The following is a 22,928-nucleotide window of genomic DNA, read 5'->3' as shown; positions in this document are numbered from 1 at the left end:
AAAATCAGAAAACCACTATCTTAGCCGATTTTGCCTCCTGACGTCCTGCCTTGCGTGCGCTGTTTGCCTGGTTCATCGCGCTTTACGTCATCGGCCTGTACCTGCGCCGCTGAGGTCGGGCTCCCGACTTTCATCGCCGCGAACTGTGGGAAGCGATTGAAGCGGGCGATTATCCGGAATATGAACTGGGGCTACAGCTCATTCCTGAAGAGGACGAATTCAAGTTCGATTTTGACCTGCTCGATCCAACGAAATTGATACCTGAAGAACTGGTTCCGGTACAACTCGTCGGTAAAATGGTGCTAAACCGCAATCCGGACAATTTTTTCGCCGAAAATGAGCAAGTGGCTTTTCATCCCGGACACATCGTCCCGGGCATCGATTTTACTAACGATCCCTTGTTGCAGGGCCGCTTGTTCTCCTATACCGATACCCAGATCAGTCGTCTGGGCGGGCCCAACTTCCATGAAATCCCAATTAATCGCCCAACCTGTCCGTACCATAATTTCCAGCGTGACGGCATGCATTGCATGGACATCGATACCAATCCGGCCAACTATGAACCGAATTCCATCAATGATAACTGGCCGCATGGTCGTACTTAATAACCAGGTGAAATCGGCCGATCTGCTCGCCATCATGCAAGCCCTACAGGCCGAAGGTGTTCATGCCAAACTACTCTATTCCCGGATGGGGAATGTAGTTGCCGATGATGGATCTACCCTGACGGTCGATGCGGTTATCGTTCCGTGCGGCAATCTCGCGGATATCGTTACGAACGATGATGCCCGATATTACTTACTCGAAGCGTATAAACACTTAAAACCTATCGCCCTGGCTGGCGATGCTCGTCAGTTTAAAGCAACGTTGAATATCAAAAAGGAAGGAGAAGAAGGCGTGGTGAAAGCGGACAGTGCAGACACACAGTTCATGGATACCCTGCTGACGCTGATGACCGCGCACCGCGTCTGGTCACGCGCCGGAAAAATAGACACGATTCCGGCCTAAAAAAATGCGGCGCATCAAGCGCCGCAAACTCAGGAATTACACGTTTAGAAAACTGCCAAGACGATAACCGCGCTCCGCAATAGCATATTTCAGTGACGAAGACGTCAGCACGTCGAGCTCAGTTAAGCGGGGGTAACAGTAGGCACTTTGACGAATAATGTCATCGATAAAAGCCGGATGACACATCACTTCCAGCGAGGATTCTCCGCGATCGGCTGACGCATCAAGCATCTGCAAAAACAGAGCTTCAGAAATCGCCTCACCGTAAAACTCGCTGCTGAATCCCTGGGAAGTCCGTAAGGTTTCCGGTAAGTCAGACGCCTGGAATACCGCCTGACGATCGATACGCAACGCAATCCCCTTCTGGGCAGCAAACCCTGCTACGATAGGGAAAATTTGCGGGAACATATGCACATGGTGATGGCTATCCAGATGCGTCGGCTCCCGCCCGAACAGGTCAATAAAACGCTGATACTGTGCGGCCAGTTCCTGAGAAATTTCATCCAGCGGCAGAGTGTCTTCCTCCGCCATCTGCCAGATCCATTTCCCCAGTACACCGTCACGAGTAAGGCCTGGCATTACCGTCAACGGCCTGCCCAGCGTCAGAACAAAGTGCATTCCGACGGCAAGTTCAGGTATGTCGCGACTCAGCTGTACCGCATGGTCAATTGCCGCACCGTTAACCAGCGCCGTGGTCGAGGTGACAACACCATTGCGACAAGCTTCAACAATGCCGTAGTTTTGTCCTTTACTCAGGCCAAAATCATCCGCATTTACAATCAGTACGCGTTCCATAGCCGACCTCGGTTAGTGTTGTTCGCTTTTGAGTTTCTCAATGCACCCGGCGAAGTTTGGCAGCCATTTTTCATGCGCCAGAATCAGCTCACGCGCCAGAATTTCGGCATCGCTGTCAGAATGCACCAGCGGGCTCAGGTTCAGCGCCAGCAGCACATCATTCAACTCACCGCTCAACGCTGCGTTGCTCGCCGCCACTTCAAAACCTTTAATGGTATAGATAAGGCCGAGCACTTTCTCATCAAAATGGGTAATTCGCGGATGCGGCGTAGCACCGTTACGCCCCAGCGTACAGGTCATCTCAACCGCCCAGTCCGCAGGAATATTATCAACATGCCCATGATGTGGAATGTTGACATAGTGCTCAGTCTGTTTGTCGTTGTAGATGGCATTGATCACTTCACAGGCCGCATCGGAGTAATAGGCCCCGCCGCGCTGCTCCAGCTCTTTCGGTTTAACGTTTAGCTCAGGATTTTTATAGAGATCAAACAGTTGTTTTTCTACTTTTTGTACTACCTGAGCACGTGCGCCACCCTTATAGTACTCGCCCATTTCGATCGCCAGCATCTCTTTTGGCTTGAAGTAGTACAGCAGATACGAGCACGGCAGCAGCTTCAACGAACGAATCAACCCTTCGCTGAACGGCAGGTCGAAGATGTTCTTCACACCAGAGGCTTTCAACTGACCCGAAGCAACGCCGTCCAGCAGTTCATCAAAGCGTGACACACCGTTGACCAGAACATCCTTAATGAAGACCATATGGTTCAGACCAAACAGGTCGATAGATAAGTCATCGCTCTCTTTCAGCGCCAGCACGTCGCTGATGAACATTTTCATGCCGATCGGAATATTACATACGCCGATGAATTTCTTAAAATTCGTATGGCGATAAACCGCCTCAGTCACCATCCCGGCTGGGTTAGTGAAGTTGATCACCCACGCATTCGGGCACAATTCTTCCACATCTTTAACAATATCAAAGATAACCGGAATGGTACGCAGGCCTTTGAACAGCCCGCCAGCGCCGTTGGTTTCCTGCCCCAGATACCCGTGGCTCAGCGGAATGCGTTCATCCTTTTCACGGGCTTGCAGTTGCCCTACACGCAACTGGGTGGTAACGAAATCAGCATCTTTCAGTGCTTCACGGCGATCCAGCGTTTTAAACAACTTCATCGGTACGCCGGCTTTATCGATCATGCGCTGGCATAGGTCAAAAATAATGTCCAGTTTCTCTTTTCCACCGTCGACATCAACCAGCCACAATTCAGAAACCGGTAATTCATGATAGCGCTTAATAAAGCCTTCAAGTAATTCAGGGGTGTAGCTGCTCCCGCCACCGATAGTGACGACTTTTAATTTCTGGCTCATACTTTCTCCCTTCAGTGTCAAAACACTGACGTGTATTATGCTCAACCCGTAAGTCAGGTATAGCGTGGCTGTCCCGACGCTATTTTGGGCAAGCTATAAAAAATGGGTTATTGGCAAATAATTTCTACTGATTAAATTCAGTTAATTTCTTACGGTAGCTATTCGGTGTAAACGACGTCAGCTTTTTAAACGTTTTAATAAACAGGCTTGGACTACTGTAGCCAGACTCGTAAGCAATATCCGTTACAGAATAGTTCGTCATTTCCAGCTGTTTTTTAGCAAAGTTAATACGGATTTCATTAATAATCTGCATCGGCGTTTTGCTGTAATAACGCTGGGTTGCACGGGTCAGATACTCCTGGGATTTCGCGGACAGGTGTACCATATTTTCCAGCGCGTTCTCGCTAAACTGCCGTTTGTCGTGCATGGTCTCGACGGTGGTTTTAAGCCACTGCGGAATATCATCCAACACCTGCTCTTCGCGATGATGACGTAACCGATTAATAATATAGAAGGTGACCACTTCTACAAATTCATCCAGTCCGCTCTCGCGAAAGTTAAGTGATGCAATAACCGTTTCAATATAGGTAAGAAACGAGTTATTCGCCCGATAGACCTGCGATGCAACGAAACAAAATGGCAGTAGCGGGTGATAGTGCTGTTCAAAAAAACGTTTACTGATGCCGACGTTAAGGATCCTTGTCGCACCAAAATCATAAAAACTTTGGTGGTGCGATCCCAACGGGATAAAGACAAAGTCTCCACGTTCGAGCAGTACGCGTTTACCGTTGATTTCCTGATAATAGCGCCCGGTTAAAACCAGGGTAAATTCATAGTAGTCATGCTGATGCAGCCCGCTGATACTCTCAGTTTTGTTATAGATGAACACATGGAAATTTTTGCCATTAAACAGTTGCTGTTCATAAACAGTTTTGATTTCCGGTGCGTTAATCTGTAGCTGCATTATGCACTCCTCGCTATTTCAGCTTTTCGTGAAGTTCAATCAGTTCAGTCACCAGCTCACGCGCCAGCATTGATGTCATCAGGTGGTCCTGCGCGTGGACAAGCACCAGGCTAACTTTCATTTTACCTTCGCCCTGATCGCCTTCAATCAGTTTCGTTTGCACGAGGTGCGCTTCGTTCAGCGCCAGACGAGACTGGTCCATCATCGCCTTGGCCGACTCGAAATCACCTTGCTTGGCCATTTTAAGTGCGCCGTACGCCAGGCTACGCGCCTGACCGGAGTTGATGATGAGGCCCATCACCACTTCTTCAAGTTCTTCTGCTTCGGACTGCGTGTCGACGATATTCTCGATATCCAACATACTTTTTTCCTCTGGTTCAGTCCGGCATGACCGTGAAGCCATGCCGGATCAAATTTAGAATTTCAATGCGTTAGCGATATCTTCTTCGCTTTCTTCTTGGTCAATAACATTCTGCGCTTTGTTGGCTACCACCACGAACGGCAGGTAAACCAGCGTTGCAATACCGAGGTTGAACAGCGCGACCAGCAGAGCAGCGACACTACCGTTGGTGTTAAAGAACGCGCCCAAACCGGTTGGCATGGTCCACGGTGCAATGTTGGTAATCGGTGGAATAATGCCTGAGTAATAAGCTGCCAGCGTAATCGCCGCCAGAATCGGCTGAACCAGGATGAACGGGATAAACATCACCGGGTTCATGATGATCGGCAGACCGAACAGGATAGGTTCGTTAATCTGGAACAGACCTGATGGCAGTGCCAGTTTAGCAACCTGACGATAGTCAGGACGACGCGATGCCAGGAAGATAGCGATAATCAGACCCAGCGTTGCCCCGCTACCTCCAAGGAAAATATAGGAGTCGAGCATCGGTTTCGCCCAGACGTGGAACGTCTTACCGGCTTCCAGCGCGGCATCTACGGAACCAAACTGTTGGTAGATAGAGATGTTTTCCAGCGCCCATGGCGTCATGATACCGCTGTCCAGCGCAGTCAGCGCCAGTGAACCGTGAATACCGAAGAACCACAGCAGCGGAACAAAAATCACGTAGGCCCAGCCCACCACGCTGCCCAACGACGCCAGCGGAGTTGAAATGGAATCCATAATGATCTGGTGGAAGTTCGTACCCCAGGTGTTCAATGCCCAGGCGATGATCCCCATAATGGAGAGGATAAGGAAGCCAGGAATCAGCGCAGAGAAAGAGCGCGATACAGATGTCGGTACGCTATCAGGTAATTTAATGACCCAATTGCGACGAACCACAAAGGTGAACATTTCCGCGACCGCGAGGCCGATAATGATACCGGAAATAATATTGGCACCGCCGAGCCAGTTCGCGCCAACGGCATAGGCCTCACCCACGCTATAAGGCGTTACGGTCATAAACGCGGCGACAGATAACAGCCCGGCAGCCAGTGAGTCGACTTTACGTTCTTCTGCCAGCGCCATGCCGATAAAGAACGGTGCCATCAATGACATGATACCCAGCGTACCGTTATAGACGTTTCCACCAATGCCTTTCAAGCTATTCAGCGTTTCAATAGTTGAAGCATCAAGTCGAATGCCCATTGAATAAAAAAACGACCCCTCCCCAAAGCTCAGGAAAACGTTATTGATTAATACAAACATGGCCCCTGCGAGGGTTAACGGCATTAAACGAATAAAACCGTTCTTGATTGCATTAACGTGTGGCTGCTTTCCAATTTTTACAGCAAAAGGAAGGAGTACCTTTTCAAGTGAAGCAATAGCGTTACTCATAGAAAAATACCCTTAAATACCGCAATTAATAATTACGGTGAATGTTAATGAAATAACTCTTTGACGGGAAAAATTAAAATAAAATAATTAATTTGCTGCGGCTTTTTTAATTGCTGCAACAGCAGCCTTAAGCACGCCTAAACCATCGACTTTGCCATACAGCAGCGAGTCAATCACTTCCACAGGTTTGTTGGGTAACAAACGCTGAATTTCGGGCAACATATAAGCAATTTGTGGACCTAATAACACGACATCGGCGGCTGGACCTTTTTCTCCGGCCAGCGTTTCAGGAAACGCTTCAATAATAACCGGCACTTCGTATTTTTCGGCCTGAGCACGCATCTTCGAAACCAACAATGAAGTCGACATGCCCGCAGAACAAAACAGATAAATGTGTTTCTTTTCCATTAAAACGATCCTCATATGCGATTATCTGTCAACCAGACACTCCGCAAGCCATAACCTGCATCCATGCTCTGGGTAACTTGCGTCAGCTAAATTACTTTTTTAGGTGGCTGAAATGAGTATACGGGATTGCACCAGTGGATGGTATTTCCTTGACCAACTAAATTGTCTCTCCTTGACCTGTCGTTATGACCCCCCTCACATTTCGGGCAAATAATTCGCGGCAATAAATAAGATCGTTCGGCACAAAAAAACCGGCACGATGGCCGGTTCGTCTGAATGCTCAGGCAATAAGCAGTTGTTACTTCTTCGCCGCCTGCGGGTCGGTGTCGTACTCTGCGCAGGTCTGGTAACCGGAGTTAATCACATGTCCGGTGTCATCTAAAGCAACAAAATAGGTTTCAGCTTTACCATCTCGTTGACCCAGGATGTAGGTCTGGCATGTCCCTCGCGCATGAATCATGCTGACTTCAGAAGAAGGTTTACCGGCAATCTGCGCCACCTGCGCCCGGCTCATCCCTTTCTTCACATCTTTCACCACGGGCTGAACAAATTGGTCTTTGGTACGATCGTAAGCCGTACACCCTGCCAGCATAGTCAAAACAGCCGCTGCACTCAGAATTCCTGTTAGGTTCTTGTTCATATTCCGTCCTCTTGTATTTCAGCGTGTTATATAAGCCTGGAGCACAACAACGCATTTTTCAAGCAATCAGATGATACTTAGGCAGTTTCGGAAAATTCCATTAAAACAAAATGATGCTCGCATCCCTTGTCGTTTGGGCCTCAACGCGATAATTTTAACACATCATTTTTTTGATCATTTTATTTTCCATAGGGGGTTAAATGACTCTGCAGCAAGAGATAATCCAGGCGCTTGGCGCAAAACCGCACATCAATGCAGAAGAAGAAATTCGCCGCAGCGTGGATTTCCTTAAATCTTATCTGCAGACCTACCCCTTTCTGAAATCACTGGTATTAGGGATTAGCGGCGGGCAGGACTCAACGCTCGCGGGAAAACTATGCCAGATGGCTATTTCCGAGCTTCGCGAAGAAACGGGGAATGACGCGCTGCAGTTTATTGCCGTACGTCTGCCATATGGCGTTCAGGCTGATGAACAGGACTGTCAGGATGCCATCGCCTTTATCCAACCGGACCGCGTACTCACCGTCAATATTAAGGGTGCGGTACTGGCCAGTGAACAGGCCCTGCGTGAAGCGGGTATTGAACTGAGCGATTTTGTCCGTGGCAATGAAAAAGCCCGTGAACGTATGAAGGCTCAGTACAGTATCGCCGGTATGACCAGCGGCGTTGTCGTGGGAACCGATCATGCAGCAGAAGCTATCACCGGATTTTTCACCAAATACGGCGATGGCGGTACTGATATTAACCCTATTTTCCGTTTGAACAAGCGTCAGGGTAAGCAACTGCTTGCCGCGCTGGGTTGCCCGGAACATTTATATAAGAAAGCACCAACCGCCGACCTCGAAGACGATCGTCCTTCTCTGCCGGATGAAGCCGCATTAGGCGTCACCTATGACAACATCGACGATTATCTGGAAGGAAAAACGCTGACTGCCGACGTCGCGAAAAAAATTGAAGGCTGGTATCTGAAGACCGAGCACAAACGTCGCACACCGATTACGGTGTTTGATGACTTCTGGAAAAAAGCGTAATTCTTTTAGTCACATATTGCCGGATAGCACTGAGATCACCGCTGTCCGGTCCCTTTTCCTGATCTGATGCCGCTTTTTTAATCGGTTCCAAACTGTTATACTGGATGGATAACCAGCATTCGGAGTGAGAAGTGGTACGGCGTCAATCAGCCCCGCGCCTGACATTTGAGGCAGCGGCAATCTATGAATATCCTGAGCACCTGCGTCCATTTTTGAGTGCGCTTCCCGCCGTGCCAGGCGTCTATCTGTTTCACAGTGAAAGCGACACTATGCCGCTCTATATTGGTAAAAGCGTCAATATTCGCAGCCGCGTGATGGCACACCTGCGTACCGCAAACGAAGCAGCAATGCTGCGTCAGGCCAAACGCATTAGCTGGATTTGTACCGCGGGAGAAATTGGTGCCCTGCTGCTGGAAGCGCGATTGATCAAAGAACAACAGCCGTTGTTTAATAAACGACTGCGGCGCAATCGTCAGCTTTGCGCCTTGCAGCTTACCGACCGAACTGTTCAGGTTGTCTACGCACGAGATATTGATTTCTCCCATGCCCCCAATCTGTTTGGCCTGTTTGCCAATCGTCGCGCAGCGCTACAAGCGTTGCAAAGCCTCGCGGATGAACAGCAGCTGTGCTACGGCCTGCTGGGGCTGGAACCCCTGAGTCGCGGGCGCGCCTGTTTTCGCTCCTCGCTTAAGCGATGCGCCGGAGCGTGCTGCGGGAAAGAGAGTCATGAAGCCCATCATTTGCGTCTGTTAGAGGCGCTGGAAAGAGTGAGAGTAATTTGCTGGCCATGGAGCAATGCCATTGCGCTGCAGGAAACCCGCGCTGAAATGACACAGTACCATATCATCAACAACTGGCTGTGGCTGGGAACCGTTTCAACGCTGGATGAAGCGGCTACCCTGGCGCGTATGCCGGCCGGCTTTGACCATGATGGCTACAAAATTCTCTGCCGGCCTGTTCTGTCTGGTCAATATGACATTATTGAACTGCGTCCGGAGAATGGCCCGGCATCCAGTTAATCTCGCTAAACAGCAGTTTTCCCTCGCGCTCCAGCAGTCGTAAGGTGTGTTTACCGTCGTGCCAGCTTGCACCCTGATCGGCGGTCAGTAGCTTATCGCCCAGTTGCCAGGCACCGCTGATAACAAATACCACGCCGCCGCGCGAACCAAAAGTCGTAAACGTGCGGTCGGCAACTCTGACTTTCGCCTGGCAGACATCCCGTCGGGTCATGATATTGAAATCCATCGACATCTGCCCTTCTGTCAGCTTCGCTTTTACCACCTTGTCACCGGCAAAGGTAAAAGGCTGATGCTGTTTCAGAGTATGTGTGAAGGTGTTTGACTCTTCCAGGGTCACTTCTCCACCTTCCAGTAGAGTAATCACGCGTTCTACGCCGGGAAAGAGAGAAAACTCTCCGTTGGCTGCAATGGAGGCGATACTCGCCCGCCAGTGAAAATCTCGTGTTGCTGGCGGAAAACAGCAAATCTCACGGGTTTCTCCCGCACCATTTCGCCACAGATTGACCGGCATTTTGCGGATATCAAAGTATTCCATCATCCCTCCAGAAAGACGCAGCACGGCAACCCGCCGTAAACAGGCAGCCATAAATCATCATTGGTATGTTCACCCTGCAGATTATTGTTATCGGCAGCAGAGTTGATTTGCCTTAGCGATGAACCCGGTATTTTGCAAAAAGAATAACGCGCTGATCCAGGTAGAATTTTCACGGGCTTCAGGAGAATAGCGTGTCGTGTGTCCGGTGCAATAGGCAGGAAAGAAAAAACCGCCGATCCTGCCCACATCGTTAAACGTGTTGTGGACAAGAGCGGCGGTCTTGAGTTTGGTTTCACGCTGTGCGGCAATCAGTGCAACACAGCATGAATGATTTAGTGTAGACGCTGATCGATTACTCGGCAGCTTGTGGCATTTTACCTTTCTGCGCTGCACGTTCTGTCAGACGCTTCTCAAAATTGGCATTAAACTGCTTTTTCTGTTCCGGGGTCAGAATGTTGTAAATCTTGTTCTGAGTTTCCATATGCGCCAGCATGTTGGCTTTGCGCTGTTCTTCCATCTTCGCAATCTGCGCTTCGGCTTTCGCTTTATCGAAACTATCGCTGGCAATAATGTCGTGCATCGCGCGACGCTCTTCCAGCGGCGGACGTTTCATCTGGTCGCGTTGACCTTTCATGATCTCGCGAATCTGCTGTTTCTGAGCATCGGTCAGGTTCAGGTCTTTGAACATCATGTCGTGATGCGGGGCGAATTTACCGTTGTGGTGCATCATCGGTTTGGCATCAGCTGGCGCAGCTGTTGTCGTGTCAGCGGCATGAGCCAGGTTGGCAGCACCCAGGGCCAGAGTAGAGGCAACAAACAGAGCAGTCAGTTTACGCATAATTTCTATCCTTTCTTTCAGTTATTTTTACGACACTCATGCGACTCTTATGCAATGTGATGTCGTGTTGACGAGATTAACTTTACCGGCTTAAGCGTCAATTAATCAGAGCAACGGTAAAACAGTGAAAGTATAAAAAACAAATTTTCATCAATTATGAAGAAAAAAAGAATAAATTGCGCAGAGTTGCAATAAAAAATTACAACAGGATGATTTTGAAAGGATTATGAAGCACTATACCTGAACCCTGCTTATTAAGAAAGCAATTCACCAGGAATAATCCGTAATAAATAAAAACAGCACGCAAAAATAAGCCCTGAAGGATAAACCTGCAAGGCATATATATTTATCACATTTTTTGGAGCATCAGCCCGGCACGTAAACCACAGGCCACGTTGGGATTCGGAAAGAGAACGTATTCAACATCATGGGTGACAATAAAACGTTCATCACCGTCCTGCGCCAGCAAGGTTCCCTCTTTAAAAGGGGTAAAGTTGAGCGTCTGGTTATCCATATGGAGAATAAAATCATCGCTACGTCGCGTGATTTGCGACACTACGCGGTAGCGCAGCGGAGATGTTTCTCCCGTCGATACTCGCTCGCCTCGCAGCAACTGCGCCAGTGCGTCTGCCGTTTGCGCAAACTGGGACAGATCGTTTTGTCCAAACGGCAGCGCTTTACCGAGTTCCAGCGTACAGGCCAGTGCGCCAAAATGTTCAGCGCTAAAATGGGTGAACGTACCGCCAGGCGCCTGATGGAAGACCAGCGCCTCCAGTCCCGCATCTCCCAGCCATTCAAGAAAACCCTCATCCCAGGCAACGTTGCGTTGTGGCAACACGCCAAAGCGCAGATGCTGTGAACCGCGAATCGCGGTGTGTAGATCCAGATGCCAGCGTGCTGGCTCTTTCGCCCGCGAATAAAAATCCTCCAGACACAGCTCAAGCTCATGGGCTCGGCGCGTTTCTTCACTCGCGGTAAAAATCTGCCACCGGCCGCCAAACATACGATTCAGGTCGCTATGACAATACCGTTTTCCCGCAGCAAGCGCCTGCGGGTTTCCCAGAATCACCAGTAGCCGCCATGTTAGTGCCAGCTCGCCGCTAAATAACCGGGACAACAATGAGTCGAGTATCTCTACCGGAGCCGTTTCATTGCCATGGATCCCCGCAGACAGCACCAGAGAATGTTCAACGGGTGCAAGCGGCATCAGTTCCAGAATTCCGTGACCGATCCACTGCCAGTCAAAACCATGAATGGTTCCTTGCGTTTCCTCCGGAGTGGCACCTGCGAGCGTGATAGCCAGAAAGTTATCCATGGCGCGTCCCCTCCTGCTGGAAAGGATACACAGAGCCGAGGTTAAGCAATTGCGTCAGCGTATCAAGCGCTTCACGCCCCTCGCGCAACAGCTGTGGGTCGGCAAGGTCGGCAGCGGTAATACGATCGCGATAGTAACGATCAACCCAGTTATTCAAGGTGTTAAACAACACATCGTTCATGATAACCGCCGGATTCACCGCCTGCTGTTCCTGCAAGGTGAGCACCACTCTCAGGCGCAAGCATGCCGGACCGCCGCCGTTGGACATACTTTCACGCAGATCGAATACCCGCAGATCATCGATCGGATTGTCTTCCTCGACAAGACGGTTCAGATACCGCCACACGCCAGCATGCTCCCGGCACTCCTGCGGCAGGACCAGCATCATCGAACCGTCATCACGACTCAGCAACTGACTGTTAAACAGATAGGTAGTCACCGCATCCTGCACCGAAACTTCCGCAGTCGGGACTTCCAGCGGGGTAAAACCTGCCACCTGACTACGCAACTGCTCTAATAACGTCTGCTGTCTGACAAACGCCTGCTGATGACAAAACAACACCTGGCGATTCGACACCGCAATCACATCGTTATGAAACACACCAAGATCGATGACATCCGGATTTTGCTGAGCAAAAATACACTGATGCGGGTTAACCTGATTCAGTCGTGCGACCGCCTCACTGGCCTCACGGGATTGCCTTGCCGGATAGCGCTTCGGCTGGGATGCATTGCCTTCTTCACGACCGTAAACAAATAGCTGTACACCGGGATCGCCGTAATCTCCACCGAGGCGGTTATGGTTTGCCGCCCCTTCATCACCGAAAAGCGCAACCTGGGGTAACGCACCGTGGACAGCAAAACTATTCTCATCACGGAAAATAGCCCGTAGCAACGCTTCGGTAGTAGGCGCTTCCAGCGAACGGTGGAACTTATTATTCAGATTCGCCACCGTCAGATGCACTTTCCCGTCCAGCGAATCTGCTGAAGGGCAAACCGTTGCCGCATTCGCTACCCACATAGGCGATGCGGAGCTGGCACTGGAGAGCCAGTGAGGTGCCTGACGCGCCACTTTCTCCAGCACCTGTTCGTCGCTGCCGCTAAATCCCAACTGACGCAGAACCGGAATATAAGGCCGCTCATGGGGCGGGATCACCGCCTGAGGAAAACCCGCATCCGCCAACGCTTTCATCTTTAGCAGACCTTGCTTCGCCGCCAGACGCGGGTTCGACACCTGAAATCGATGTTTGGTTGAGGCCTCATTACCAAATGACAATCCAGCATAGTGGTGAGTCAGTCCCACCAGGCCATCAAAATTTACCTCACGGGCTTTCATAGATTATCCTCGCGAGAAAAATCCAGCCCGGGGCTAAGGGCCGTTGGCAGCGTTAAGACCGGTGATTCCAGACTGGCCATCGGCCAGGCGCAATAATCTGCGGCATACCACGCGCTGGCGCGATGGTTCCCGGAAGCGCCAACGCCGCCAAACGGTGCGGTACTCGCAGCGCCGGTTAACGGCTTATTCCAGTTGACGATCCCTGCTCGTGCCTCCAGCAGTAGCTGTTCAAACTGGCCGCGATCGGGCGAAACTAACCCACACGACAGTCCAAAGCGGGTGTTGTTCGCCACACGAATCGCCTCATCAAAACTGTCATAACGCCATACGCCAAGCAGCGGCCCAAAAACCTCTTCATCAGGTACGTTCGCCGCCCCGGTCAGTTCAATGATTCCAGGGGTCAGCAGTGACGTTCCGGCTTTCACCAGACGTGGCGCCAACAGCGTACGTCCCCCCAACGACGCCAGACGCTGCCAGGCATCATAGACATGCTGCGCGGCCTGTTCGGAAATCAGTCCGCCCATAAACGGCTGCGGTTCCGCATCCCAGTTACCGGGCATTAAACGCTGACTAACCTCCACCAGACGCGTCAGGAACGCATCACCCTGCGCGCCTTTTTTTACCAGCAGGCGGCGGGCACAGGTACAGCGCTGTCCGGCGGTGACAAATGCGGACTGAATGGTCAGATGTACCGCGGCATCAATATCCTCCGGATTCTCAATAATCAGCGGGTTATTACCCCCCATCTCGAGGGCGAGAATTTTTTCCGGTTGACCGGATAACTGCCGATGCAACTGATAACCGGTATTGGCACTGCCGGTAAACAGCAAACCATCGAGGTCTTCCAGTGCACTCAGCGCCTGCCCTGTTTCACGTCCGCCCTGCACCAGGTTCAGCACGCCCGGCGGCAGTCCCGCCTGTTCCCACAACTTTGTTACTGCTTCACCGGTCCACGGCGTCAACTCGCTGGGTTTGAAAATCAACGTATTGCCTGCCAGCAATGCCGGAACAATATGGCCATTGGGTAAATGACCAGGGAAGTTATACGGACCAAAAACCGCCAGCACGCCGTGTGGGCGATGGCGCAACGTTGCCGCGCCATCCGGTAGTTCACTGTGCTGCTCTCCGGTACGGGCATGGTAAGCTTTGACGGAGATGGCGATTTTATTGATCATCGCCGTCAGTTCAGTCGCGGCTTCCCAGCGTGGTTTGCCGGTTTCCCTGGCGATAATCTGGGTTAGCTCGGACTTATTGCTTTCCAGCAATGAAGCAAACTTTTCAACAATCGCCTGGCGTTCACTGAAGGGCTGTTTAGCCCAACCGGCAAAAGCTGCACGCGCAGCCTGGCACGCTTGCGTCACCTGCGTGGCATCGGCATCATTGCCGTGCCACAGCACATCACCACCTACTGGGTTGGTTTTCACACGGCGCTCGCCCAATCCCGTCACCCAGTCACCGTTTATCCATAGTGTCATGCTGTTTTCTCCTCTGCACAAAGACGCACAAAACGTACATGGTCGCCCGCGTGGCATTTCAGGGCATCCAGTTGTGCCGCCGTCAGTACCAGACGTTGGGTATCCGGGTCTGCGCGAACCAGCATGACGCGGAAGTTTTGATAGTTTTCATTGGCAACCAGACAGGCCGGATAATCGCCGGTTGCTGGCTGACCTTCCGCCACTTCCACCAGCCTGCTTTTACGAATCGCCCGCACCCGATCAATATCGCATTCCAGCGTCGGCCCGCCGTCGAAAATATCGACATAGTTGCGATAGCGAAAGCCCTCTTTCTCCAGCACCGCCCGCGCGGGCGCCGTTTGCGGATGAACCTGACCAATCACGCTTTGTGCTTCATCAGACAGGAAATCGGTGTAAATAGGATGCTTGGGCATTAATTCAGCAATAAACGCTTTTTGCCCTGTTCCGCAGAGAAAATCCGCCCGGCTGAACTCCATTGAAAAAAAGCGTTTGCCGAGGCTTTGCCAAAACGGCGAGTAACCGTGCTCATCGATCACGCCGCGCATCTCAGCCACGACCTTCTCATTAAACTTGTCACGAAACGCGGCCATAAACATAAAGCGCGATTTTGACAACAAATAGCCGTTGCCTTCTTTTCGCCAGTCCGGATCGAGAAACAGCGTACAAAGCTCGCTGCTACCCGTGTGATCGTTACTCAGAAACAGCGTCGGCAGCGCGTTATACACGTTCAGCTCTTTCGAGGCGTGGACCAGTGTGCCGACCCGATAGTTGTACCAGGGATCGTTAAGTCCTACCGCCACCTCAATGGCGCAAATCCCGGCCACAGTTCCGCTGGCGCTGTCTTCCAGCACAAACACATATCCCTGCTCACTTTTGGGCAACTCACCGCGCCAGGTTTGTAGCGAACGTTCGATACGCGCCATTAGCGTCGCTTCATTCGCCGGTAGCGAGGTCAATCCGCCGCCGGTCTTACCGGCAAGCTGCATCAACGCGGTGATATCAGCACGTTCAATGGGACGAATCACCATCATGATGAACCTCCTGCTTTAATGCGTTCGCAGGCCAGCGCAAAGCGATCCAGTCCGGTGGCGACTTCTTCTTCGCTGACATTGAGCGCTGGCGCAAAACGCACCACGTTAGCGCCAGCGATCAGTACCATCACCCCGGCAACAGCCGCTTCTTGCGAGATGAGTTTCGCTTTCCCGGCAAATTCCGCATTCAGCACGCAGCCGATCAGCAGCCCGAGTCCACGAATTTCACTAAACAGTCCAAAACGTTCGTTAATGGCGTTAATACGCTCCACAAACCAGTCGTGGCGCTGTTTTACTCCGTTGAGCACTTCCGGCGTGTTAACAATTTCCAGCAGTTTACCCGCCACCGCCGTCGCCAGCGGGTTGCCGCCGTACGTTGTACCGTGCGTACCCACCGTCATCACACTGGCGCAATGCTCTGTCGCCAGCAGTGCGCCGATGGGGAAACCACCGCCCAGCGCTTTAGCTGTCGTCAGCAGGTCCGGCGTAACGCCGTAATGCATATAGGCATACAGCTCGCCAGTACGGCCAACCCCGGTCTGAACCTCATCAAAAATCAGCAGCGCATTATGGCGATCGCATAATTCACGCAACCCCTGCAAAAACGCGTTTGTTGCAGGCACCACGCCGCCTTCGCCCTGGACAGGCTCGACGATGACCGCACAGGTCGTGTCATCAATCAGTTGACTGGCAGAATCGAGATCGTTATACACGGCATGGCGGATATCCGGCGGCAGCGGCGCGAAATCCTGTGAATAGGCGGGCTGACCACCGGCGCTGACGGTAAACAGCGTGCGGCCATGGAAGGCATTTTTAAACGCCACAATCCCGCTCTTCTGGCTGCCAAAACGATCGTGGGCATATTTACGCGCCAGTTTTAGTGCCGCTTCGTTGGCTTCTGCGCCGGAGTTACAGAAGAAAATGCGCTCGGCGAAGGTGGCGTCAATCAGCTTTTTCGCCAGACGCAATACCGGCTCGTTGGTGTAGCCATTTCCGGTATGCCAGAATTTGCTCGCCTGGTCGTTTAATGCCTCGCGCAATGCCGGATGGGCGTGACCCAGCGCGTTAACCGCAATGCCTCCCGCGAAATCGATATACTCTTTACCCTGCTGATCCCACAGACGTGAACCTTCACCCCGCACCGGAATAAAAGGGGCCGGAGCGTATACGGGCATCATCCATTCATCAAAATTTTCACGCGTAATTGACAGAGACATAGCGACCTCAACGGTAAATAAAAGGTTATTTATATGTTAATAAATATAGTGTTTGCGGTGTAAATGTAGATTGCAGGGTTCGTGCCAGCCAGCAAAAAAAGTGCATAAACGGAGGGCGAGAACGGAATATCAACAGGTTACAACGTGACGATATTCACTATACGTGCATATAAAGTGAATATGTTTGCGCATCAGGTGACTAAACAGAGGAAAAAACGCAGTTTTATTCAGTCGCCAAATATAATTCTGGAATTGTGATCGTATACGAAATTTTTCGGAAATTATTGCTCCATTCCGACGCGCTTCGCGCCAAAACGGTGCAGTTTTTGCTCCATCGTTAACACCATTAGCAATCATTGTTGGAATCAGGTGACAAGAAGCAGTCAGTCTGCAGAAATTCTGCTACCATCCTTGCACTATTCATCTTGCAAAGTGGCAGTGACTATGAAATTTGTCTCTTTTAATATCAACGGCCTGCGTGCCCGTCCCCATCAACTGGCAGCCATTGTCGAAAAACACCAACCGGATGTTATTGGCTTACAGGAGACAAAAGTCCACGACGATATGTTCCCTCTCGAAGAGGTAGCAAAGCTAGGTTACAACGTCTTTTATCACGGCCAGAAAGGCCATTACGGCGTCGCGTTGTTAACGAAAGAAACGCCAATTGCGGTACGTCGTGGCTTCCCGGGCGATGACGAAGAAGCGCAGCGTCGTATCATCATGGCAGAAATTCCGTCCCCTCTGGGCAGCATCACTGTGATCAACGGCTATTTCCCGCAGGGCGAAAGTCGTGACCATGAAACTAAATTCCCGGCCAAAGCCGCGTTTTATCAGAACCTGCAAAACTATCTTGAGACAGAGCTGAAGCGCGACAATCCGGTATTGATCATGGGCGATATGAATATTAGCCCAACCGATCTCGATATCGGCATTGGCGAAGAGAACCGTAAACGCTGGCTGCGTACCGGAAAATGTTCCTTCCTGCCGGAGGAGCGTGAGTGGATGGAACGCCTGCTGGGCTGGGGTCTGGTGGATACCTACCGTCACGCAAATCCTGAAAAGAATGACCAGTTCTCGTGGTTTGATTACCGCTCAAAAGGCTTTGACGATAATCGTGGCCTGCGTATCGATCTGCTGCTGGCGAGCAACCCATTGGCGGAACGCTGCGAAGAAACCGGCATCGACTATGAAATTCGCAGCATGGAAAAACCGTCCGACCATGCGCCGGTATGGGCTAAATTCAGCGTCTGACCTTCTATGTTTTTTTACTCTCCGGGCCCGGCCTGGAGAGTCTGTTTATTCTGTGCAAAATCAATAAAGCGACGGTAATACATTGTTGCGGCCGGGAATTTATTATATCTTCGCGCGCACTTTTCGCTGACGAAAATGCTCCATTGCACTCGGTTTTACAGGAGAACCCCCATGAAAAAGAAGTTCGCATAAAGCAGAATACCGGCTGCTGATTGTCGCGGTCCTGTTCTGCGTTCTGGCGGGAGTTTTCCATCATTATGGTCTGACCGACCTGATAACCAATTTCCATCATTTGCAAGACGTCATCCGCCAAAGCGGTATGTTCGGCTATACGCTTTATATCCTGCTGTTTATTGTTGCTGCGCTGTGTCTGATCCCCGGCAGCATCCTGGTGATCGTCGGCGGTGTGCTGTTTGGCCCCGTGGCAGGGACGCTTATCTCGTTAGTGGCAGCAACCGTGGCCTCGGCGCTGTCGTTTTTGCTGGCTCGCTGGCTTGGACGGGATCTGCTCCTGAAATACGTTGGGCATACGACAATGTTTCAGGCTATCGAAAAAGGTATTGCCCATAGCGGAGTTGACTTTCTGATCCTCACCCGGCTCGTGCCACTGTTCCCTTATAACATTCAAAATTACGCCTATGGGCTGACGGCTATTCCGTTCTGGTCATTTACCGTGATATCTGCGGCAACCACTTTACCAGGCATTTTTATTTATACGCTGATGTCGCACGAACTGGCCAGCGAAGGAATTAGTTGGGCATTTATCGGTAAGCTCAGCGTGGCGGGGCTGGCGTTATTCGTCCTCGTTCAGGCAGCCAAAGCCTGGGCCCGGTATAAGCATATCGATCCGTCAGCTCCTCACGAGTGCGCAGATAAATGATAAAACGACGCATCCATTACTACCGCGAAGGAGTGATAATCCTGCTGCTGCTCGCGCTGATGGCATGGGCGTGGATACCTGGCGTGAGCGATTTTCTCCACGCCAGCCTGGCGGCATTTGCCACGCTCGATCAGCATGCAATTGAGAATTTTATTCGTTCTTACGGAACTCAGGCGGCGGTCGTTTCATTCTTCCTGATGATCTTGCAGGCCATCGTCGCCCCGCTTCCCGCTTTTGTGATCACCTTTGCCAACGCCTCGCTGTTTGGTGCATTTTGGGGCGGCATATTGTCCTGGTGCAGCGCAATGGCCGGCGCGGCGCTGTGCTTTTTTATTGCCCGTGTTTTAGGCCGTGGCGCGGTGGAGAAACTGACCGGAAAAACGGTGTTGAACAACATGGACGCTTTTTTCGAGCGTTATGGCAAGCACACCATTCTGGTCTGTCGACTGTTACCTTTTGTACCGTTCGATCCGGTAAGCTACGCAGCAGGCCTGACCTCGATTCGGTTTCGCCATTTTTTCATCGCCACCGGTATCGGTCAGTTACCCGCCACTATCGTCTATTCATGGGCTGGTAGCCTGTTAACCGGCGGTACATTTTGGTTTGTAACCGGCCTGTTCATCCTGTTCGCTCTGAGCGTAATAATTTCAGTGGCGAGAAGCCTTTATCTTGAACATCAGCGAAAAAAAACCTGAGACTTCCCCCATTTTTAGCCATGGAGATACTATGCGTTACTGCTTATTGTGCCTGAGTTTAATGCTCTGTCCGCTGGCGACGTTTGCCCAGGACGACGGCTGGCAACAAATCAAAAATGATGCCCGCGGTCAGACGGTGTGGTTCAACGCCTGGGGTGGCGACAATGCAGTTAACCAGTATCTCGATTGGGTTAGCGGCGAGATGAAAACACACTATGCCATTAACCTGAAAATCGTACGTCTCGCAGATGCCGCCGACGCGGTAAAACGTATCCAGACAGAAGCAGCATCCGGGCGAAAAACCGGGGGTTCTGTCGATTTATTGTGGGTTAACGGCGAAAACTTCCGCACTCTGAAAGAAGCCGGGCTTCTGCAAACTCAGTGGGCGCAAACGCTACCTAACTGGCGCTATGTTGATACCCAGAAACCGGTGACCGAAGATTTCTCCGTTCCAACGGAGGGAGCTGAATCACCGTGGGGCGGTGCCCAACTCACCTTTATTGCCCGGCGCGATCTCACCGCGCAGCCGCCGCAATCTCCGCAAGCACTGCTTGAATTTGCGCAGGCGCACCCTGGCACGGTGACCTATCCGCGCCCGCCAGACTTTACCGGCACGGCGTTTCTGGAGCAGTTGTTAATATCGCTCACCACCAAACCACAAGCATTGAAAGTTGCGCCAGATGCAGCGACATTCGCCGACGTTACCGCGCCATTGTGGCATTATCTTGATACCTTGCACCCTGTACTTTGGCGTGAAGGCAAAGATTTTCCGCCCACGCCAGCACGAATGGATGTACTGCTCAATAGCGGCACCCTGCATTTGTCATTGACCTTTAACCCTGCCCACGCGCAGCAAAAAGTAGCCAGCGGCGAATTGCCTAAAAGCAGCTACAGTTTTGGTTTCTCACAGGGCATGCTCGGCAACGTGCACTTTGTTGCCATTCCGGCGAATGCCCGCGCCAGCGCCGGAGCAAAAGTCGTGGCAAACTTCCTGCTTTCGCCCGAAGCACAACTGCGTAAAGCCGACTCAACTGTCTGGGGAGATCCTTCGGTGCTTGATCCACAAAAATTACCTGTCGAACAGCGTGATGCGCTGCTGGCGCGGATCCCACAAGGACTCCCTGCCGTTCTGCCGGAACCGCATGCTGCCTGGGTAAACGCTCTGGAACAAGAATGGCTACGCCGCTACGGTACGCATTAATTTTGCTACTCTGGGCCATCATGGCGGCAGTTTATCTGCCGTTGGTGCCAGCGGCTTTCTCTCTGATAGCGCCAGCCCTTAGCCTACCCCATTGGCTGGCTCTCTTTGCCGACCCTCAACTTCCGCAGGCGTTACTGGCGACACTTGTTTCCACAGGACTGGCTGCCGGCGGCGCGCTAATCATCGCGCTGCTGGCGATCCTCGCTTTATGGCCCGGTGCAGGCTGGGCGCGACTAAGCACCCGTCTTCCGTGGCTGCTGGCGATCCCGCATGTTGCCTTCGCCACCAGCGTGCTGTTGTTTTTTGCCGAAGGCGGTAAAATCTGGCAATGGCTACCGTTCCTCAGCCCACAACCAGACCGTTACGGCATTGGGCTTGGCGTGACGCTGGCGGTGAAAGAGAGCGCTTTTTTGTTATGGATCCTCTCGGCTCTACTGAGTGAAAAACAACTTTCGCAGCAGGTTATCGTGCTGGATTCGCTGGGTTACAGCCGACTGCAATGCCTGAACTGGCTGGTACTGCCCGCTATCGGCCCGGCATTAGGCAAAGCTATGCTGGCGATTGTTGCCTGGTCACTCTCCGTTGTGGATGTGGCAATCGTCCTCGGCCCCGGAAATCCGCCAACACTGGCCGTATTGAGCTGGCAATGGCTCAGTCAGGGCGATGTCGAACAGCAGGCGAAAGGCGCACTCGCCAGCCTGTTGCTGGTGCTGTTACTCCTCATTATCGCGCTGGTGAGTTATCTGTTGTGGCGCGCCTGGCGACGTACTATCCCGGCAGTAAATGGTGAACGCCTGCATTTTTCACCTATAACAATCGCACGCCCGCTGGTACAGATCTTGCCCGTCAACGGTGTGGTATGCGCGCTTGTACTGGCGCTTATCGCCAGCTATTCCTCACTAAACCACGAGGCGCTCAGCAATAGCCTGCAGCTAGGGCTCCTTTCCAGCGTGTTAGCGCTACTGATACTTTTTGTCTGGCTGGAATGGAGTCCACAAACCGGGCACCGCTGGGTCTGGCTACCGCTCATTTTGCCTGCGCTACCACTGGTAACCGGACAATATCTGCTGGCGTTATATGCCGGACAGGATGGACTGATGACGACCATTATCTGGGGCCACCTGCTGTGGGTGATGCCCTGGATGCTATTTGTGCTTAAACCGGCCTGGCAGCGCATTGACTCGCGATTAATTTTGATTGCACAAACGCTGGGCTGGTCGCAGGGGCGGATATTCTGGCTGGTGAAATGCCCGCTGCTGGTGCGCCCGGCATTGATTGCCTTCGCGGTTGGCTTCTCGGTCAGTATCGCCCAGTATATGCCGACGCTGTGGCTAGGTGCCGGACGCTATTCCACTCTGACCACCGAAGCGGTGGCATTAAGCAGCGGCGGTAGCAGCGAGATTCTGGCAACACAAGCGTTGTGGCAGCTTCTTCTACCACTGCTCGTTTTCGCACTCGCAGCCTTTCTCGCCGCGTGGATTGGCCGCTTTCGACAAGGACTCCGCTAATGCTCATTGTGCAAAACGTTTCGTTGTACCAGGGGGCGACTGCGCTGCTGAAGAACGTTACCTTTCAGGTTGATAAAAGTGACATTGTCACGATCATGGGTTCTTCCGGCAGCGGAAAGTCTTCGTTGTTTTCGTGGATGGTCGGGGCGTTGTCGCCTCAGTTTCAGGCATCAGGCGAGCTGTGGCTCAACGAACGACGCGTTGACGCGCTACCTACGGCACAGCGCCAGATTGGCATTCTGTTCCAGGATGCGTTGTTGTTTGACCATTTCAGCGTTGGGCAGAATTTACTGCTGGCCCTACCTGCCAGCCTGCAGGGTTCCGCCAGACGACATGCGGTGGAAAGTGCTCTCGCACGCGCTGACCTGGCCGGTTTTTATTCTCGCGATCCGGCGTCGCTCTCCGGCGGACAACGCTCGCGTGTCGCCCTGCTCCGCGCGCTACTGGCTCAGCCCCAGGCACTGTTACTTGATGAACCCTTTAGTCGGCTGGATGCGTCGCTACGCGACACCTTTCGCCAATGGGTCTTCACCGAGGTGCGTAAGTTGGGGATCCCGGTGGTACAGGTGACCCATGATGCGCAGGACGTTCCGCCAGCAGGCCGCGTACTTCAGATGGAAAACTGGGCGTGAATGTGGC

Annotated in this window: 22 protein-coding genes and 1 pseudogene; 9 read left to right on the top strand and 14 right to left on the bottom strand. The window is 52.0% G+C overall.

The window, feature by feature from the left end; translation table 11 throughout:
* Positions 1-113: 113 nt before the first annotated feature.
* Positions 114-1,008: pseudogene (locus OGV71_RS11845) on the top strand (catalase); the annotation flags it as partial.
* A 36-nt stretch (positions 1,009-1,044) separates the two neighbouring features.
* On the opposite strand, the gene chbG reads toward OGV71_RS11845, so the two are convergent.
* The 7 genes from chbG to osmE form a co-directional block, all read right to left on the bottom strand.
* Positions 1,045-1,803, bottom strand: a complete 759-nt coding sequence (chbG, locus tag OGV71_RS11840) for a chitin disaccharide deacetylase (RefSeq protein ID WP_204583652.1) — start codon at positions 1,801-1,803, stop codon at positions 1,045-1,047.
* A 12-nt stretch (positions 1,804-1,815) separates the two neighbouring features.
* Positions 1,816-3,171 carry a 6-phospho-beta-glucosidase gene (locus OGV71_RS11835; protein WP_003030616.1) on the bottom strand — a complete coding sequence of 452 codons (1,356 nt, stop codon included), beginning with the start codon at positions 3,169-3,171 and terminating at the stop codon, positions 1,816-1,818.
* Between the two features lie 124 nt (positions 3,172-3,295).
* Positions 3,296-4,138, bottom strand: coding sequence for a transcriptional regulator ChbR (chbR, locus tag OGV71_RS11830; RefSeq protein WP_085951046.1), 843 nt, complete (start codon positions 4,136-4,138; stop codon positions 3,296-3,298).
* A gap of 10 nt (positions 4,139-4,148) precedes the next feature.
* Positions 4,149-4,496 (bottom strand): PTS N,N'-diacetylchitobiose transporter subunit IIA, encoded by a 348-nt coding sequence (chbA, locus tag OGV71_RS11825; RefSeq protein WP_003030618.1) that lies wholly within the window; start codon positions 4,494-4,496, stop codon positions 4,149-4,151.
* A 54-nt stretch (positions 4,497-4,550) separates the two neighbouring features.
* Positions 4,551-5,909, bottom strand: a complete 1,359-nt coding sequence (chbC, locus tag OGV71_RS11820; RefSeq protein ID WP_003030619.1) for a PTS N,N'-diacetylchitobiose transporter subunit IIC — start codon at positions 5,907-5,909, stop codon at positions 4,551-4,553.
* Positions 5,910-5,996: 87 nt separating this feature from the next.
* Positions 5,997-6,317, bottom strand: a complete 321-nt coding sequence (chbB, locus tag OGV71_RS11815) for a PTS N,N'-diacetylchitobiose transporter subunit IIB (RefSeq protein WP_003030620.1) — start codon at positions 6,315-6,317, stop codon at positions 5,997-5,999.
* Between the two features lie 298 nt (positions 6,318-6,615).
* Positions 6,616-6,957: an osmotically-inducible lipoprotein OsmE gene (osmE, locus tag OGV71_RS11810; protein WP_003030621.1), complete on the bottom strand. Its 342-nt coding sequence runs from the start codon at positions 6,955-6,957 to the stop codon at positions 6,616-6,618.
* Between the two features lie 200 nt (positions 6,958-7,157).
* Here osmE and nadE point away from each other — a divergent pair, with 200 nt between their 5' ends.
* Positions 7,158-7,988: an NAD(+) synthase gene (gene nadE, locus OGV71_RS11805; RefSeq protein WP_204583656.1), complete on the top strand. Its 831-nt coding sequence runs from the start codon at positions 7,158-7,160 to the stop codon at positions 7,986-7,988.
* A gap of 131 nt (positions 7,989-8,119) precedes the next feature.
* Positions 8,120-9,007 (top strand): excinuclease Cho, encoded by an 888-nt coding sequence (cho, locus tag OGV71_RS11800; RefSeq protein ID WP_204583658.1) that lies wholly within the window; start codon positions 8,120-8,122, stop codon positions 9,005-9,007.
* Here the strand turns inward: cho and ves are convergent.
* From ves to astC, 7 genes are all read right to left on the bottom strand, one after another.
* Positions 8,967-9,542 carry an environmental stress-induced protein Ves gene (gene ves, locus OGV71_RS11795; protein ID WP_003030626.1) on the bottom strand — a complete coding sequence of 192 codons (576 nt, stop codon included), beginning with the start codon at positions 9,540-9,542 and terminating at the stop codon, positions 8,967-8,969. The two genes, cho and ves, sit on opposite strands and share 41 nt — an antisense overlap.
* A gap of 352 nt (positions 9,543-9,894) precedes the next feature.
* The gene (gene spy, locus OGV71_RS11790; RefSeq protein WP_003030629.1) at positions 9,895-10,380 is read right to left on the bottom strand and encodes an ATP-independent periplasmic protein-refolding chaperone Spy; all 486 of its coding nucleotides are present in this window, start codon (positions 10,378-10,380) and stop codon (positions 9,895-9,897) included.
* A gap of 349 nt (positions 10,381-10,729) precedes the next feature.
* Complete coding sequence (gene astE, locus OGV71_RS11785; protein WP_204583660.1) at positions 10,730-11,695, bottom strand: succinylglutamate desuccinylase; 966 nt, start codon at positions 11,693-11,695, stop codon at positions 10,730-10,732.
* The gene (gene astB, locus OGV71_RS11780) at positions 11,688-13,031 is read right to left on the bottom strand and encodes an N-succinylarginine dihydrolase (protein WP_204583662.1); all 1,344 of its coding nucleotides are present in this window, start codon (positions 13,029-13,031) and stop codon (positions 11,688-11,690) included. The genes astE and astB overlap by 8 nt, the downstream gene beginning before the upstream one ends.
* On the bottom strand, positions 13,028-14,506 hold the full coding sequence (gene astD, locus OGV71_RS11775; RefSeq protein ID WP_032936103.1) for a succinylglutamate-semialdehyde dehydrogenase: 1,479 nt from the start codon (positions 14,504-14,506) through the stop codon (positions 13,028-13,030). The genes astB and astD overlap by 4 nt, the downstream gene beginning before the upstream one ends.
* On the bottom strand, positions 14,503-15,537 hold the full coding sequence (astA, locus tag OGV71_RS11770) for an arginine N-succinyltransferase (RefSeq protein ID WP_003030637.1): 1,035 nt from the start codon (positions 15,535-15,537) through the stop codon (positions 14,503-14,505). Before astA ends, astD begins: the two co-directional genes overlap by 4 nt.
* A complete protein-coding gene (gene astC / locus OGV71_RS11765; RefSeq protein ID WP_003840894.1) occupies positions 15,534-16,754 on the bottom strand; it encodes a succinylornithine/acetylornithine transaminase in 1,221 nt (406 codons plus the stop codon). The genes astA and astC overlap by 4 nt, the downstream gene beginning before the upstream one ends.
* A 444-nt stretch (positions 16,755-17,198) precedes the next feature.
* Between astC and xthA the strand changes: the two genes are divergently transcribed.
* From xthA to OGV71_RS11735, 6 genes are all read left to right on the top strand, one after another.
* A complete protein-coding gene (gene xthA, locus OGV71_RS11760; protein WP_048233587.1) occupies positions 17,199-18,005 on the top strand; it encodes an exodeoxyribonuclease III in 807 nt (268 codons plus the stop codon).
* A gap of 223 nt (positions 18,006-18,228) precedes the next feature.
* Entirely contained in the window at positions 18,229-18,885 is a 657-nt protein-coding gene (locus OGV71_RS11755; RefSeq protein WP_174329916.1) for a TVP38/TMEM64 family protein, read from the top strand.
* The gene (locus OGV71_RS11750) at positions 18,882-19,580 is read left to right on the top strand and encodes a TVP38/TMEM64 family protein (protein ID WP_086504245.1); all 699 of its coding nucleotides are present in this window, start codon (positions 18,882-18,884) and stop codon (positions 19,578-19,580) included. The genes OGV71_RS11755 and OGV71_RS11750 overlap by 4 nt, the downstream gene beginning before the upstream one ends.
* A gap of 31 nt (positions 19,581-19,611) precedes the next feature.
* Complete coding sequence (locus OGV71_RS11745; RefSeq protein ID WP_044712186.1) at positions 19,612-20,781, top strand: ABC transporter substrate-binding protein; 1,170 nt, start codon at positions 19,612-19,614, stop codon at positions 20,779-20,781.
* Positions 20,754-22,289 carry an ABC transporter permease family protein gene (locus tag OGV71_RS11740; RefSeq protein ID WP_286533254.1) on the top strand — a complete coding sequence of 512 codons (1,536 nt, stop codon included), beginning with the start codon at positions 20,754-20,756 and terminating at the stop codon, positions 22,287-22,289. The genes OGV71_RS11745 and OGV71_RS11740 overlap by 28 nt, the downstream gene beginning before the upstream one ends.
* On the top strand, positions 22,289-22,921 hold the full coding sequence (locus OGV71_RS11735; RefSeq protein WP_044700015.1) for an ATP-binding cassette domain-containing protein: 633 nt from the start codon (positions 22,289-22,291) through the stop codon (positions 22,919-22,921). The genes OGV71_RS11740 and OGV71_RS11735 overlap by 1 nt, the downstream gene beginning before the upstream one ends.
* The last annotated feature ends 7 nt before the right edge of the window (positions 22,922-22,928 follow it).

Origin of the sequence: Citrobacter sp. Cf088, from assembly GCF_030334295.1 — a bacterium.
GTDB classification, from domain to species: Bacteria; Pseudomonadota; Gammaproteobacteria; order Enterobacterales; family Enterobacteriaceae; genus Citrobacter; species Citrobacter freundii.
The sequence above is the reverse complement of the archived record's forward strand: the minus strand, read 5'-3'. Positions and strand labels throughout refer to the sequence as shown.

Coding starts and splice junctions, on each gene's coding strand:
- nadE (WP_204583656.1), top strand. CDS start 7,158: ATGACTCTGCAGCAAGAGATAATCCAGGCGCTTGGCGCAAAACCGCAC.
- OGV71_RS11835 (WP_003030616.1), bottom strand. CDS start 3,171: ATGAGCCAGAAATTAAAAGTCGTCACTATCGGTGGCGGGAGCAGCTAC.
- chbC (WP_003030619.1), bottom strand. CDS start 5,909: ATGAGTAACGCTATTGCTTCACTTGAAAAGGTACTCCTTCCTTTTGCT.
- xthA (WP_048233587.1), top strand. CDS start 17,199: ATGAAATTTGTCTCTTTTAATATCAACGGCCTGCGTGCCCGTCCCCAT.
- OGV71_RS11745 (WP_044712186.1), top strand. CDS start 19,612: ATGCGTTACTGCTTATTGTGCCTGAGTTTAATGCTCTGTCCGCTGGCG.
- chbG (WP_204583652.1), bottom strand. CDS start 1,803: ATGGAACGCGTACTGATTGTAAATGCGGATGATTTTGGCCTGAGTAAA.
- astE (WP_204583660.1), bottom strand. CDS start 11,695: ATGGATAACTTTCTGGCTATCACGCTCGCAGGTGCCACTCCGGAGGAA.
- spy (WP_003030629.1), bottom strand. CDS start 10,380: ATGCGTAAACTGACTGCTCTGTTTGTTGCCTCTACTCTGGCCCTGGGT.
- chbA (WP_003030618.1), bottom strand. CDS start 4,496: ATGTTGGATATCGAGAATATCGTCGACACGCAGTCCGAAGCAGAAGAA.
- astD (WP_032936103.1), bottom strand. CDS start 14,506: ATGACACTATGGATAAACGGTGACTGGGTGACGGGATTGGGCGAGCGC.
- astA (WP_003030637.1), bottom strand. CDS start 15,537: ATGATGGTGATTCGTCCCATTGAACGTGCTGATATCACCGCGTTGATG.
- OGV71_RS11750 (WP_086504245.1), top strand. CDS start 18,882: ATGATAAAACGACGCATCCATTACTACCGCGAAGGAGTGATAATCCTG.
- OGV71_RS11735 (WP_044700015.1), top strand. CDS start 22,289: ATGCTCATTGTGCAAAACGTTTCGTTGTACCAGGGGGCGACTGCGCTG.
- astC (WP_003840894.1), bottom strand. CDS start 16,754: ATGTCTCTGTCAATTACGCGTGAAAATTTTGATGAATGGATGATGCCC.
- astB (WP_204583662.1), bottom strand. CDS start 13,031: ATGAAAGCCCGTGAGGTAAATTTTGATGGCCTGGTGGGACTGACTCAC.
- OGV71_RS11740 (WP_286533254.1), top strand. CDS start 20,754: ATGGCTACGCCGCTACGGTACGCATTAATTTTGCTACTCTGGGCCATC.
- ves (WP_003030626.1), bottom strand. CDS start 9,542: ATGGAATACTTTGATATCCGCAAAATGCCGGTCAATCTGTGGCGAAAT.
- osmE (WP_003030621.1), bottom strand. CDS start 6,957: ATGAACAAGAACCTAACAGGAATTCTGAGTGCAGCGGCTGTTTTGACT.
- chbB (WP_003030620.1), bottom strand. CDS start 6,317: ATGGAAAAGAAACACATTTATCTGTTTTGTTCTGCGGGCATGTCGACT.